Annotated in this window: 16 protein-coding genes and 1 tRNA gene; 12 read left to right on the forward strand and 5 right to left on the reverse strand. The window is 51.4% G+C overall.

The annotated features are described in order from the left end of the window. Window positions 1-225 precede the first annotated feature (225 nt). From NT140_12845 to NT140_12895, 11 genes are all read left to right on the forward strand, one after another. A complete protein-coding gene (locus NT140_12845; GenBank protein ID MCX5832748.1) occupies window positions 226-1,059 on the forward strand; it encodes a formate dehydrogenase accessory protein FdhE in 834 nt (277 codons plus the stop codon). Continuing rightward, entirely contained in the window at window positions 1,052-1,708 is a 657-nt protein-coding gene (locus NT140_12850) for an endonuclease III (GenBank protein MCX5832749.1), read from the forward strand. Before NT140_12845 ends, NT140_12850 begins: the two co-directional genes overlap by 8 nt. 132 nt (window positions 1,709-1,840) lie before the next feature. Continuing rightward, the gene (gap, locus tag NT140_12855; GenBank protein ID MCX5832750.1) at window positions 1,841-2,851 is read left to right on the forward strand and encodes a type I glyceraldehyde-3-phosphate dehydrogenase; all 1,011 of its coding nucleotides are present in this window, start codon (window positions 1,841-1,843) and stop codon (window positions 2,849-2,851) included. A 3-nt stretch (window positions 2,852-2,854) separates the two neighbouring features. Next, on the forward strand, window positions 2,855-3,604 hold the full coding sequence (tpiA, locus tag NT140_12860; GenBank protein MCX5832751.1) for a triose-phosphate isomerase: 750 nt from the start codon (window positions 2,855-2,857) through the stop codon (window positions 3,602-3,604). Window positions 3,605-3,626: 22 nt separating this feature from the next. Continuing rightward, window positions 3,627-3,995 (forward strand): preprotein translocase subunit SecG, encoded by a 369-nt coding sequence (gene secG, locus NT140_12865; GenBank protein ID MCX5832752.1) that lies wholly within the window; start codon window positions 3,627-3,629, stop codon window positions 3,993-3,995. A 33-nt stretch (window positions 3,996-4,028) separates the two neighbouring features. Further along, window positions 4,029-4,115: transfer RNA gene (locus tag NT140_12870), tRNA-Leu, on the forward strand. An 85-nt stretch (window positions 4,116-4,200) separates the two neighbouring features. Further along, window positions 4,201-4,575 (forward strand): desulfoferrodoxin family protein, encoded by a 375-nt coding sequence (locus tag NT140_12875; GenBank protein MCX5832753.1) that lies wholly within the window; start codon window positions 4,201-4,203, stop codon window positions 4,573-4,575. A gap of 24 nt (window positions 4,576-4,599) precedes the next feature. Further along, window positions 4,600-4,788 (forward strand): hypothetical protein, encoded by a 189-nt coding sequence (locus NT140_12880; GenBank protein ID MCX5832754.1) that lies wholly within the window; start codon window positions 4,600-4,602, stop codon window positions 4,786-4,788. Between the two features lie 54 nt (window positions 4,789-4,842). Further along, entirely contained in the window at window positions 4,843-5,661 is an 819-nt protein-coding gene (locus NT140_12885; GenBank protein ID MCX5832755.1) for a DUF169 domain-containing protein, read from the forward strand. Between the two features lie 96 nt (window positions 5,662-5,757). Next, a complete protein-coding gene (locus NT140_12890) occupies window positions 5,758-6,156 on the forward strand; it encodes a DUF4398 domain-containing protein (GenBank protein MCX5832756.1) in 399 nt (132 codons plus the stop codon). A gap of 13 nt (window positions 6,157-6,169) precedes the next feature. Further along, window positions 6,170-7,381, forward strand: coding sequence for an OmpA family protein (locus NT140_12895; protein ID MCX5832757.1), 1,212 nt, complete (start codon window positions 6,170-6,172; stop codon window positions 7,379-7,381). Window positions 7,382-7,443: 62 nt separating this feature from the next. Here the strand turns inward: NT140_12895 and NT140_12900 are convergent, their stop codons facing one another. Genes NT140_12900 through feoB form a run of 3 tightly spaced genes read right to left on the reverse strand, consistent with a single transcriptional unit; the run spans window position 7,444 to window position 10,243 of the window. Next, window positions 7,444-7,596, reverse strand: a complete 153-nt coding sequence (locus NT140_12900) for an EcsC family protein (protein ID MCX5832758.1) — start codon at window positions 7,594-7,596, stop codon at window positions 7,444-7,446. A 29-nt stretch (window positions 7,597-7,625) separates the two neighbouring features. Further along, a complete protein-coding gene (locus NT140_12905) occupies window positions 7,626-8,288 on the reverse strand; it encodes a metal-dependent transcriptional regulator (protein MCX5832759.1) in 663 nt (220 codons plus the stop codon). A gap of 11 nt (window positions 8,289-8,299) precedes the next feature. Further along, window positions 8,300-10,243, reverse strand: a complete 1,944-nt coding sequence (gene feoB, locus NT140_12910) for a ferrous iron transport protein B (GenBank protein MCX5832760.1) — start codon at window positions 10,241-10,243, stop codon at window positions 8,300-8,302. 424 nt (window positions 10,244-10,667) lie between these two features. Here feoB and rpsT point away from each other — a divergent pair, with 424 nt between their 5' ends. Next, window positions 10,668-10,931: a 30S ribosomal protein S20 gene (gene rpsT / locus NT140_12915; protein MCX5832761.1), complete on the forward strand. Its 264-nt coding sequence runs from the start codon at window positions 10,668-10,670 to the stop codon at window positions 10,929-10,931. 39 nt (window positions 10,932-10,970) lie between these two features. Here rpsT and lptE read toward each other — a convergent pair whose 3' ends face one another. Beyond that, window positions 10,971-11,558 (reverse strand): LPS assembly lipoprotein LptE, encoded by a 588-nt coding sequence (gene lptE, locus NT140_12920; GenBank protein MCX5832762.1) that lies wholly within the window; start codon window positions 11,556-11,558, stop codon window positions 10,971-10,973. After that, window positions 11,555-14,149: a leucine--tRNA ligase gene (gene leuS, locus NT140_12925; GenBank protein MCX5832763.1), complete on the reverse strand. Its 2,595-nt coding sequence runs from the start codon at window positions 14,147-14,149 to the stop codon at window positions 11,555-11,557. Before leuS ends, lptE begins: the two co-directional genes overlap by 4 nt. Window positions 14,150-14,156 lie beyond the last annotated feature (7 nt).

Consider the following 14,156-nt stretch of genomic DNA (forward strand, 5'->3'; position numbering starts at 1 on the left):
CGGTGGTCGCATATCTCCCTCCATAGTTTTTTATGGAGGATATTATATATTAGTTTATGTATGAATGCAACTTAGTATGAGTAGTTTCTCATCCGGAATCGCCATTCGATGTTCTGATTCTCTTTCATAACAATGGAGACGATCCAAATAATAGCTTGAAGTACTACAAGAAAGAATATATACAGCGACTGCCAAAAGGTCGAGTTACAAGGAGTAGATGAATAAATGGCTGAAATGCTGGTAGAAACGTTAAAAATGATCGAAAAATATAAGTCGCTGAGTCCCCACTATACCGAGTTGTTCGATATCTTGAGCGAGATACTTATTCTGCGGGAGGAATATCGCCAAAATATGAGGCAGATGACCTTCCCCCTGGATGAGAGGCTGATTGCCAAGAAACTTTCCGGAGGCCTGCCCCTCCTTGATTTTACCGTAGTTAACTTTGATTACCGGCCAGCCAGAGATTATTTCCTGCGTCTTTTGGAGATAGCGGAAAACCGCATGCCCGGTGAAACAACGGAATTTGCCCGGCAGATTAAGTCTGGGGAACTTGATTTCGCGGATGTGATCCGCAACTCTTTTGATCCCTCCTGCGAAGAGGAACTGGCCCCGGATGTTGATGATGATACCTTTGATCTCATTGAGCTATTTGTCGAGGAAAGTTTGCGGCCGGCCCTGGAGTATTTTGCCGGGCAATACGGCGACATCATCGCGAAATCGGAATGGGCGGAGGGATATTGCCCGATTTGCGGCAAGGAGCCGAAGATCGGCGAGCTGAAAGATAATGAAGAACAGCGCTTGCTTTTCTGCAATCAATGCGGCCTGGAATGGAATTACAGCCTGATCAAATGCCCTTTCTGCGGCAATGAGGAGCAAAAAAACCTGGCCTATTTCACCGTTGAAGGTGAAGAGAGATACCGCGTTGATGTGTGCAATGTGTGCAAAAGATACGTGAAAATGGTTGATTCCACCGATGTCGCAAAAAATGCCAATCTTGATGTCGAGGATATTGCCACCTTGCACCTGGATATGCTGGCAGCAGAAGAGGGTTATGAATGACCGGGACATGGAAGAGATTATTCCCCTGCTGGCCGAGGAGCTAAAAAAGTCGGAAATGCCGATTGTGTCCTATCTGGCCGAAGGACACAGCGACCCTTTTACCATTCTAATTTCTACCCTGATCAGCCTGAGGACCAAGGACGAGGTAACCGCCGAGTCAACGCGGCGCCTCTTCCGTCTGGCCAGCAACCCGGCGGAGATGCTGGCCCTTGCTCCGGAAACGATTGCCCAGGCCATTTATCCAGCCGGCTTTTATCGTAACAAGTCCAGGACGATCCTTGCTGTCTGCCGGGAACTGGTGGATCTTTATAATTCCCATGTTCCCGATACCATCGAGACGTTGCTTACCATGCCGGGTGTGGGCCGAAAGACGGCCAATCTCGTGGTAACCTTGGGCTTCGGCAAACCAGGCATTTGCGTAGATACCCATGTTCATCGGATTTCCAACAGGCTGGGATACGTCCGGACGAAAACCCCCGACGAAACAGAATTCGCTTTGAGGGGGAAGCTGCCGCACAGGTACTGGATCGCCTACAATACTTTACTGGTGGCCTTCGGCCGCCGGACCTGCCGGCCTGTTTCTCCCCTTTGCACGAACTGCCCGATCAGGGATTATTGCGATCGGGTGGATGTTCAAAAAAGCCGGTAGTAGATGTGGCAAGTTCGTCTTGCCAGGTATTTTATGCCACATCAAAGTTACACGTCAAAGTTATTGACAAAAAGTCGCAGGGTGGCTATGATGCAGTCACTTTTACTAACATCTTGGAACAGGAGGTAAGCGATGAGTGTGAGGTTGGCAATCAATGGATTCGGCAGGGTCGGGAGATATTTGGTCAGGGCCTGCCTTGGGTATGAGGATATCGAAGTAGTTGCTGTTAACACCAGGGCCAAGCCTGCTGTTCTGGCCCATCTGCTCAAATATGACTCCGTGCACGGCAAAATCCGGGCGGAGGTGTCGGCCGATGATGATGGAATTATTGTTAACGGTAAAAAAATAAAGGTACTGGGCGCCACCACAACTCCGGCCGATCTTCCCTGGCGCGATCTAGGCATAGATGTGCTGGTCGAGTCAACGGGGAAATTTACCAAGCGTGAAGATGTCGTGGGACATATCAGCGCCGGCGCCAGAAAGGTAATCCTGGCTGCTCCCGGCAAGGGCATGGATGGAACATTCGTGATGGGGGTCAATGAAGGCACCTATGACCCGGCCAAGCACAACATAGTCTCCAATGCTTCCTGTACAACCAATTGCCTGGCACCCGTTGCCAAGATTCTCAACGATAATTTCGGCATTGTGAAAGGATTGATGACGACGGTCCATTCCTACACCATGGATCAAAGGCTACTGGATGGTTCGCACAAGGATCTGAGACGGGGGCGGGCCGCGGCCATGTCCATTGTGCCCACCTCCACAGGCGCTGCGGCAGCCGTGGCGGAGGTGATTCCGGCCCTGAAAGGGAAACTGGACGGTCTTGCCCTACGCGTTCCCACGCCGAACGTTTCGCTGGTAGATCTGTCGGTTGAGCTTGGCAAGACGGTGACGGCCCAGGAAGTTAACGCCGCTTTCAAGGAAGCTGCGTCCGGAAGTTTAAAAGGCCTCCTGCAGTTTTGCGAAGAGGAGCTGGTTTCCATAGATTTTATGAGCAGTTCTTATTCTTCCATCGTGGATGCCGCTTTGACCAAAGTGATCGCCGGGAATTTCGTCAAGGTATTTTCCTGGTATGACAATGAAAGCGGTTATGCCTGCCGCATCCGGGATCTGGCCTTGTATATCGGTAAAAAGGGAGCTTAAGCGATGTTTCCGCCCCTTATCGTCGGCAACTGGAAGATGTACAAGACAATTACGGAGGGGATGGATTTTGTCGTCCGCCTCCGGGCCAGGATCAAAGAAACGGCGGGCAGGAAAGTAGTGATAGCGCCACCTTTTACCGCTCTCTATGCAATGGCGGGGGCGCTCAAGGAAACGGGGATTGGTCTGGCGGCCCAGAATGTCTGGGACCGCGAAGCAGGGGCATTTACCGGCGAAGTATCGCCGCGCATGCTTGTAGATGCTGGCTGTCAGTACGTCATTGTCGGTCATTCGGAACGTCGCGCCCTTTTCGGAGAGGGCGACGCCCTGATCAACAGGAAGCTTAAGGCGGTCATACAATCCGGCCTGCAGCCCATCTTGTGTATCGGCGAAACGCTGAGCGAGCGGGAGGCCGGTCAGACATTTGCCGTCGTGGACAGGCAGATTACGGAAGGGCTGAAAGACATAAGTGCTGCCGATGCAGCGCGGGTGGTGCTCGCTTATGAACCGGTATGGGCGATTGGAACGGGCCAGACAGCTTCACCGGAGCAGGCCGCCGCAGTGCATAAGCATATTCGTGGAGTGGCAGGCGGGGTGTACGGAGAGGAATTTTCCCGCCAGATGCCCGTCATTTATGGAGGCAGCGTCAATCCGGCCAACATCAAGGCCCTCATGGCACAGCGGGATATCAACGGCGTCCTGGTGGGGGGAGCAAGTCTGGACGTGGAATCCTTTGCTCAGATAGTGGAATTTTAATGAATTTTGGGAGGGTTAACAAGTGCATATTTTTATTACCTTACTGCATGTTATCGTTTGTATCATTCTGATTTTGGTCGTGCTTCTGCAGGCCGGCAAGGGGGCAAATATGGGCGCCGCCTTCGGGGGATCAAGTCAGACGGTTTTCGGCAGCAGCGGCGCCGGAACATTTTTGGGCAAGATGACCACCATTGTGGCTGCGGTATTCATGCTGACGTCGCTGACCCTGTCATATTTTTCCGTTTACAAGGGTTCATCCATTATGGACTCTGTTTCCCGTTCTGATACCAGGAAGGCCGCGCCGCAGACGACACAAAAACCGGCCACGCCTGTCGGCGCTGAAAAAACCCAGGGCCCAGCCCTACCCGGGATACCCCCGGCAGCTAAATAATTATTAAGGAAGCAGTCCTGTATCTTTGAAAATGCCGAAGTGGTGGAACATGGTAGACACGCTATCTTGAGGGGGTAGTGGCTTACGGCCATCCGGGTTCAAGTCCCGGCTTCGGCACCAAATTTTGATAAAGTAAGAGGGTTTGAATATCGAACGGCAACTGGGCTCTTTTGCCGCAAGCAAAGTATTGACGGAGGTAAAATAAATGAAAAAAATCACGTTGGTTGTGACGCTAATGCTGGCATTTATTTTGCTCCCGGTTAATCTTGCCCTCGCGAACAAGTCGGAAACTTCCATTAAGGGACCGGCCGAGGCTGCCAAAGGATCTGAGGTGACTCTCCAGATCACGTCCACCCATAATGCGAATACTGCTTCCCATTATACCGAGTGGTTGAGTGTGACAGCCGACAGGAAAGCGTTAAACCGGTGGGACTATACCAAAGAGAATCGCCCTGAGGGAGCGGTCTTCAGCAAAGAAATCAAGATCAAGGTCACAAAAGATACGGAAATCGTCGCCGAGTCGAGTTGCAATGTCCATGGCAGCAAAGGGCCGATAATACATAAAATAGTGGTGAAGTAATCAACCTCAACAGGATGGTTTAATATGAAGATCGGCGGAGTTTCGATCATTTTAATCCTGGGGTTTATCAACCTGATCCTGATCCTGTTCCAGCTAAGTACGGGGCTTCGATGGATCAAAGTACCATTTCCAATGCACCGGAGAATGGGAATGATCCTCTTCATTAGTGCAGGCCTCCATGCTATACTCGCTTATCCCGCAAATTACGGCTGATAGAGACGCGCGGGGGCAATTGAAAAATAAAAAGGATGATGACTTTACAACATGATGGAAAGTGCAATCGCTAAAGCAATTCAGCTTCAATACCAGCCAGTTGCCATTCTCTTGTCAAACGAAAAGCCGAAGGATGCGATGCAGTTTTCCGAAAATAAATGGGGATGTGTGATGTGGCTGGCTGCTGCCGCCGCCAAAGGGAAGAGCGCGGTTGCAGACGGGAAAACATTCGGTTGTTTCGGTGGTGGCGTTGGCCTTGGGTTCGGTAATCAGTATAAAAATTTCCCCGGCGGTGAAGAAGGCTTTTGCCATTTTCTCTCAACCGGCAATGCCGCAAGGACTGGTGGACCGGAACTGGCCGAGAAGATTAAGCCTTATATGACAGCAGAAAGTTATGATAATTTTTTACATGGCGAGCGCTATATCAAGTCGCCCGTTCTGGTCGAGAAATTTGTCAAGGCCTTGCCCATTACAGAGATTCCTGAAAAATATGTAGTGTTTCAGCCGCTAAATAAAGTTGATTCTGCTCTCGAAAAACCTCGGGTGGTTATTTTTTTTGTTAATCCTGATCAGCTCTCCGCTCTGACCGTTCTGGCCAACTTCGGGAGAGGCGATAACGAGAATGTGATTATGCCTTATGCGGCCGGTTGCCAGACTATCGGAATCTATCCTTACCGGGAGGCACAATCAGCCAAGCCCCGTGCGGTGGTTGGTTTAACCGATCTTTCCGCGCGCGTCTATATCCGCAAGCAGTTGAATAATCCAAATCTGATGACTTTTGCTGTGCCCTTAGCTCTCTTTGAAGAAATGGAGCAAAATGTTCCCAATTCGTTTTTAGAGAGGCATACGTGGTTCAGCCTGTTGTCTAGATAAAATTCTTGACAGATACGTTAACATACGTTAACCAGACACCTTATTTTCCATCAACATACATATTTGGTAATCTCTTTCATCTTTTAGGAGGGTATCATGTCGGCAAGAAATTTTCTGCTATTGGGGGCATCCATATGTTCACTATCGTTTGTATTAGCTTTTTCAAACGTTGTACAGGCAGAAAGCATGGAGCCGGCTCAGGAACAGGAATTTTCAGATGCTAAGGCATCCATAGAGAATGCCCGTAGTATGCAGACAGAGCAATTGGCGCCTGAATTAATGCAACAAGCCCAAGAGCTCATTAAAACGGCTGTCAACGCGAGGCAATCTAAGGATCGAGTGCTGTTCAGCCATGCTTCCCGCTTGGCCAGGACCTATGCCGAACTGGCAAAAGCCAGTGCAGAATTGCAGATAGATGTCGGGAAGTTGACAGCGGCAAAAGAATCATTGGATAAGATCAAGTCCGAAATCGAGCATTTGAAGAAGGCGCCTTGAGGAGGGCAGGATCATGAAAATATTTAAACGTTCAGGCGGAAGAATATTATTTTTTCTCATTATTCTGGGGTTTGTCGTCCCTCTTTCTCCGGTAATGTCTGCCGAAGCCACCCCTGCCCAATTCATTGAAGAAGCCAAGCTCGCAATTGAGCAAGCCCGCAAGGCAGAGGCCGAACAAAAAGCGTTAGACGATTTTACCGCAGCAAAATCCTGGCTATTTCAGGCGGAAAAGTCCTACGGCGACTCCAATTCCGGCATATCCATATTCAGCACTGTAAAAATGAGGAAGGTCAAGGATGATGAGGTTGTTTTTTTGGCCACTATGGCGAAATTAAAAGCCATGATCGCTACAGCCAAAGCGAATAGGGATGCCACCATAGCCAAATTGAAGGATACACAAAAAGACCTTGCCGACTACCAGAGTTCCCTTGCCATCCTGAAGGAAAAGATTGCCGAAGCTGATAAAGCCAAAGAAATCCAGGCCAAGGCCGAGGCCGAGCGCAAGCAGTTAGAGGAGGCCCAGCAAAAATTGGCAGAGCTGGAGACCATTAGGAAAAAGGAATTGCAGGATGTCCGAAGAGGAACGGCCGAACTCGAAGCCCGCAAAGAAAAGGAAGTCCAGGAAGCACAATTGAAGGAAGTTCAACGAGCTGCAGAAAAGGAGAAGGCGGCTATAGAGGCCAAATTAAAGGCCGCAGCAATAGAAACCCAGCGCGCAAAGGAAGCAATGGAACTGAAGGCCAGGGAGGAAAAATTGTCTGAAGATCAGCGTAAGCTTGCCGCCCTGCAGGTCAGGATGCAAGCCTTGGAGCGCGAAAAGGCCGTGCTTTCCGCAGCCGGCAACATTCCCAATGTGGCGGTTAAGTTGGGCGATAAAAAGATTATTCTGACCATTCTGATCAGCGACCTCTTTACCCCTGCCAATGATCTTAAGCCGTCAGGAAAAGAAATATTGAATAACCTCGGGAAATTATTAAAAGCTAACACCGACAATAAGGTTGCTGTTCAGGGACATACCGATAGTAGAGGAAAGCCGGAAGTTAACCAGGCTACGTCTGAGAAGCGGGCGCAAAAAGTCCGGGAATACCTTGTTGCATACCAAAATATTCCGCCCCTTCAGGTTGCAGCAGAAGGCCTCGGGGCAACGCAACCCGTTGCGACAAATGCAACCGAAACGGGAAGATCTCTGAACCGAAGGGTGGAAGTGATTATTCCGATTAGGTAATAGGATCTCCAAAAAAAACAACTTCAATGATTTTTGACTTTGAGAGGTTTTCCCCGGCCATCTCAGACTTCCGTCATATTATTTTCGATGAGCCATCTTGCCTGAAAGGCGCGCCTGGCCGCCCAGCCTACATCATTGATGAACCAGGCGTTGGCCGACCCCCCGACAGCGGCGCCGATGGCCGGGATAGCCTGCAAGACTTTACGTTCGGTGATATTCAGCCCCAGCCGTCATTAAAGACCATTTATATCTTCAATCCATAGATGCCCATGGCAATATCCTGTTCCAGGGCGATCTGGGTATTATCAATCTGAATGACATAAGCGGGGAACTTCTGGCGGATTTTTATCTTTTTCCCGGGCGACACGCCAAAAGACACCAGCTTGCCGATCAAGACGGGGTCCGCTTTTCTGATAAAGGAAATCCTGACCTCATCGCCTACCTCCAGGGCATCGAGAGATTTAACAAACGCTTTGACAGAACTCTCCGCTCGATTGCAGCAGCCTCCCTCCGGTATCGGGAACCCGTGGGGACATTCCCGCGGGTGGCCCAGCAAGGTGCAGATTGCCTCGGTAAGTCCGGGCGCCAACGTGTGCTCAAACTCACAGGCCGACTCTTCCATTTCCCCAAACGTCATGCCCAAAACATCCACCAGGAGCCTTTCGGCCAGTCTGTGCCTGCGGATGATAGGCTCCGCCTGCACCTTTCCCTCGGCAGTGAGAGCTATATCCGGGCCGCTTATTTTCACGAGGCCGCTTTTTTCCAGCTCCGATAAGATTTCGTCATCCACAATATAGCCAATGGCGGCGGCGTGTTCCTTCAGGACGTTTTCTACCGTGCAGCTCCCTTTTTCCTCCAACGTCCAGATAGTCTCGAGAGTCTCGGCAGTTACATCTACAATTTTCATAGGTCACCCCCTTAAAAAGTATAATTTTTCCACCGGAAAAAATAGTTCATGATTCCCCCGGTCATAACGGCGCAGGCGGTTACGGAAAAAATAATGGCCAGGGCCTTCTTCGCGCCTTGTTCCTTGATGATGAGCAGAAAGTTCGTTACACAGGGGATAGAAAGGCTCGTGACGATCATCGCCACCACCAATTGCCGATGATCCATGACACCGGCGTCCACCAGCTTTTTGAGCACCGCAATGCCCGCCTCTCCCCTGATAAAGCCCATGATCAGGGACTCGGCAAACTGCGGCGGCAAGCCCATAAAGCCTTTGACGACGGGGGCAAAAAAGTCTTCCAGGGCAATTAGAAGACCGATCCTGGCGACTGTAAAAAGTCCCAGCGCGCCGATGATGAAAAGCGGCAGCGCCTCCCGGAGAAACAGCAGCGACCGGTAGGAAGTTTTGGTGATGATATTTTTCAGACTCGGAATGCGGATCGGAGGAATTTCCATGATAAAATGGGAAGATTCGGTCGGCATCAGCCTGTTCAGGATGAAACCGGTGGCCAGCGTCAGAGAAAAAACGACCCCGAACACCACGAAAAAGGCAGAAAAAGAAACCTGCGCCATAATAACCAGAATCATACTCAATTTTGCGGAACAGGGAACGCCGAGCGAAAGCAGGAAGATGGCTATAAACCGTTCTCTTTTGCTGTCCAGCACCCGGGTGGAAAGAGTAGCCATGGTGACACAGGAAAAGCCGAGCACTATGGGCAGCACGGCCTTGCCATTGAGCCCGATTTTATTGAACAATCTGTTGAGCAGGATGGAAAGCCGGGTAAAATAGCCAGAATCCTCAATAAAACCAAAGGTAAAGAAAAAAACCACGATCACCGGCAACACCAGGCCGAGCAGGGGCACAATCGCCATGTTGTAGAGACCGTATTCGCCCATCATAATATCTCTCGCCGGAGCGTAAGGTATCATGGCCACAATATTATTCAGGACGGGGCCCACAACGCCGCCGAAGAAATCCTTTACTAAAAAATTCACCAGATAACCCGCGGCAAACTTCCCCACAATAAAATACAACGCCAGCAGAATAATAAAAAGTATCAGGGAGCCGGCAATCGGCGTCAAGGCCAGGTTGCCGATCCGGTCTAATAACGGCGTGGAGGAAATAGGTGTGAAGTAGATTGACTCCGCGCATAATGCCTCTGCCCAGGCATTGCCGGCCCGGGAAATAACCAGATCAAGGGGCCGGTACAGTGTTCGCTTGGCCTCAGCCATAATGTGCTGCGCGTCATCGTTGGCGCCAAGGGCGCTTGTTTGCCGGGCCTGGCGCGCGGTCTCCTGCTCATCGGCCAGACAGAAACACGACAATGCCCGTTTTTTCCACTCCGGCTGCTTCTCGTCCGGCATCAGCGCCGTCAGCCGTTGGATCGCCTCCGTAAGCACCTCCGGCAACCGGGAGGGGAAGGAAGGCGCCCCCCCGGCTCCGCCGAGAGCCGCAACAAGCGTGGCGATACCTACGCCTTCCGAGGCCACCGTTTCTATTACGGGGACGCCCAGCATCTCTTCCAGCTTATGCCGCTTGATCTTGATCCCCTTTTGGGCGGCCTCATCTACCATATTTAAAACGAGTACCAGGGGAAGATGAAATTCAGCCAGCATTGCAGTCAGCGCCAGTGATCGCTTGATATTTTTGGCATCCGCGATTTGCACCACCAGCTCCGGCGTCTCGTCAATCAGGATACTACGCGCCACCTTCTCATTGTCAGAGTTAGCAAGCAGATTATATATGCCCGGGATATCAATTATTTCCGTCTTGTGCCCTTCCACCTTCAGGGCGCCTCTTTTAATCTCCACGACGGTGCCGGGATACATGGAGGTACTGATTGTATCGTTAATCAAGCGGCTGAATATCGTGCTTTTGCCGACATTCGGTAGGCCGAGAAGCAAAATCTTCTTCACGGGATCAGACCAAATTTCTTTATGCTATCCTGCAGCGCAGCCATTCCTTCCGTTTTCGCCGCTGTTGTTTCCATCGGTTATCCCCTTTCTGTAATTAAGTAAGTAATGTGAGATTAACTCATTAACTTAATAAGTAACCGGCCCCTTCCAGAACCTTCTTGACGTATCATTTATCATAACATCGAAACGCGGAGATATCTACTTTCTTATTACGCAACGCCGCCCCGATTTCCTCAAAAACCTGCGCCCTCCGGTAACTGTCAACAGATCCCGATAAACGGGATAAATTAGTTAACGCTTGAAAAATAATAACTGCTACAAAGCCAATTAATTGTACATTAATGAGGCGACTTTAAACTTGACATGTTGAAGGATTGCGTATAGAGGTGCCAAGTTCAACACATAGAAAAAGGAGGTTTGGCTATTGGCAACACATAAATCGGCAGAAAAAAGGGCCACGCAAAACGAAAAGCGCGGTATAAGAAACGCCTCGCTACGTTCCAGTATTAAAACAAGTATGAAGGCAGTTGCGGCATCAGTGGCCGCCAAGGGTAAAGAAGAAGCGACCAAGTCTCTGCAAAGCGCCATACCGGCTATTGCCCGGGCGGCAGCCCGCGGCGCCTTTCATAAGAAGACTGCCTCGCGGCGCATAGCGCGACTCACTAAAAAAGTGAATGCCCTGCCGTAGGGGCGGATTTCAAACCCGCCCCCACAGGTTAAGGTTTTATTAAAAATCCGCAGTCATCAGTCTGTATGCCCTCTCGGCGACGTCATTAGCCAGCTTGGAGAGGGCTTTTTTCTGGCTGGTCTGACCGGTAGATAAATTTGTGCCATCAAGAACATAATCCCCCCATTGAGAAAAGTTTTCCACACGCCAGAGGGCGGTTGGCGAGCCTTTGGCTGTCAGGGCAAGCGAGAGGGTAACCGTGATCCTCTTTTCCACGGCCAAATTACTGCCGCCCCGGTAAGCGAGGGGCGTCTCCACCAGATTCTTGATGTCGCCCTGCAAGACGGTATCGGCCAGGCCCTCGGCATTGACTATCTTGAATCTCCGGCCTTTGATGAATTGATCAATAAAGGCATTCCGCAGGCCGGTTTCTATGTTGGCCTCCGGGGTATTGTTAGTAAAAACGGCTACAAATACCTTCCGGATATCATTGCTCATATTGGCGCTCATCTTGCCGCTTTTATTATCGCCTTCATCGCCCCCCGGATAAAGATGATACCCGCATCCGGTTACCCCCCAGAGCATGAGCAATATGGCCACAGCGCCAATGCTGGCTAACCTTTTACCAGCCTCAGGCATTTGCATCATGGCTGCTCCTGAACAACAATATTGACCAGCTTTTGAGGCACATAGACGACGCGCAGAATATTCTTGCCGGCGATAAATTTGCCGGTCTTCTCGTCTGTCAGGGCTTTCTTCTTTATTTCTTCGCCATCTTCATCGGGAGCAAGGGACATTCTGCTCCGCACCTTGCCGTTCACCTGAATAACGATGGTAATCTCTTCCTCCGCCGCCACCGCCGGGTCATAGGATGGCCAGGGGGCAACAAGTCCCAGGCATTCCTGATAGCCGAGCGCCTGCCAGAGTTCTTCGGCAATATGGGGGACGATCGGCGCCAAAAGCAGAATAACGGCCTCCAGAGTTTCCCGAATGACGGAGAGAGCCAAGCTGTCGCTGCGATTGGGACGAGGGATTTGGTAGAGGGCATTGACCAGTTCCATAACAGCGCTGATGGCCGTATTAAAATGGAAGCGCTCCTCAATGTCATTCGTTACTTTTTTGATGGTCTGGTGGGTTTTCCTCCGGAGCGCCTTGAGCTCTCCCTCCAACTCGCCGGGGCCTGTAAAGGTTGTGACAGAACCGATGTCGTCCAGGTAATCCATCACGATGCGCCAGGTCCGGCTCAGAAAACGGTAGCCGCCTTCCACCCCCTGGTCGCTCCATTCCAGGTCTTTTTCCGGCGGTGCGGCAAAAAGGCAGAAAATCCGGACCGTATCGGCGCCGTACTCCTGGATCAGATAATCTGGGTCAACCACATTTTTCAGCGACTTCGACATCTTCTCCGTTTTCCCGATGGTGACCGCGCCGTCACAGTATGTGCAGCTTCCGTTCTTGGCCTCGTGGGGGAAGAGATGGCCATGTTCCTGGCAACTCATGGTCTCTTTGCAGACCATGCCCTGGGTCAGCAGCTTGGTAAAAGGTTCATCTACGCCCAGTACCCCGAAATCACGGAGCATTTTTGTATAGAAGCGGGCATAGAGGAGGTGGAGAATGGCATGTTCAATGCCGCCTATGTACTGGTCCACGGGCAACCAGTAATCAACCTTTTTCCGGTCGAGACCGGGCCTTTCCGTATTATCGGCGGAACAGAAACGATCAAAATACCAGGAAGATTCGACGAACGTATCCATCGTATCCGTTTCTCTCTGGGCCGCACCTCCGCATTTGGGGCAGGTGGTGTCCACAAAGGCGCGGTGTTTGGCTAAGGGCGAGCCGCCTTCCCCTGTCAGCTCTACATCCTGAGGCAACACGACCGGCAGCTCGTTTTCCGGCACCGGTACAGTGCCGCAAGATGCGCAATTGATCATCGGAATAGGCGCTCCCCAGTAACGCTGCCGGGAAATGCCCCAGTCGCGCAGGCGGTATTGAACGGTCTTCCGCCCTTTGCCGGTGGCTTCCAGGTGGGCCGCGATCACCTCCAGTGCTTTAATGTTTTCCAGGCCGTCAAAGACACCGGAATTTACCAGGATGCCATCCTCAATGTAAGCCTCCTGCATAGTCTGGGGGTCCAGGGTTTTTCCGGGCGGCTGGATTACGACTACCAGGGGCAGGTCAAATTTTCTCGCAAATTCAAAATCTCTCTGGTCGTGGGTCGGGACCGCCATCACGCAGCCGGTGCCGTATCCGGCCAGCACAAAATTGGCTGCATAGACTGGCATCAGCTTCTCCGTAAGGGGATTGATACAATAGGCATCAAGAAAGACCCCCTCCTTTTCGTAAGTATCCGCCGTCCGCAGGACCTTGTCCTGTTTCTTTACTTTTTCCACGAAGGTGCGGACTTCCGCTTCCCGGGGCTTCCCCTGCACGAGTTCCATCACCAGCGGGTGCTCCGCAGCGACGAGCATGAATGTGGCCCCGTAGAGGGTATCCTGCCGCGTGGTAAAGACCTTGATTGCCCCGTTGCCGTCTGCGCGCGGGAAATCAACTTCACAGCCGTAACTCTTGCCGATCCAGTTCTTCTGCATGGCAATAACCCGCTCGGGCCAGCCGGGCAGTTTATCGCAGCCGGCGAGCAGTTCTTCCACGTAAGCGGTGATACGGAAAAACCATTGCTCCAGCACCTTTTCTTCCACGACGGCAGAACATCGCCAGCACTGACCGGACTCCACCTGCTCGTTGGCGAGGACCGTCAGGCATTGGGGGCACCAATTGACGTCGGCCCGTTTTTTATAGGCCAGGCCTTTTTCATACATCCAGAGGAAAAAGAGTTGCTCCCACCGGTAGTAGGCAGGATCGCACGTGGCAAGTTCCCGGCTCCAGTCATAACTGAACCCCATCCTCTGTAACTGTTTTTTCATGTGGGCGATGTTTTCCCGCGTCCAGGACGCAGGATGAACGCCCCGTGCAATGGCGGCGTTTTCCGCCGGCATGCCAAAGGCATCCCAGCCCATGGGGTGCAGCACATTATGGCCGCGCATGCGCTTGTAGCGGGCCACGACATCGCCGATGGAATAGTTGCGCACATGGCCCATGTGAATTTTGCCGGAGGGATAGGGAAACATCTCTAGCAGGTAATATTTACTCTTGGCGGGATCTTCGAAAACCTGGAAGGTATTCTCTTTCTCCCAGTGTTGCTGCCACTTTTCCTCAATCATCTGGGGATGGTATTTTCTGGACACTTGAAAC

The sequence above is a fragment of the Deltaproteobacteria bacterium genome (assembly GCA_026388415.1).
In the GTDB taxonomy this organism is placed as follows: Bacteria; Desulfobacterota; Syntrophia; order Syntrophales; family JACQWR01; genus JAPLJV01.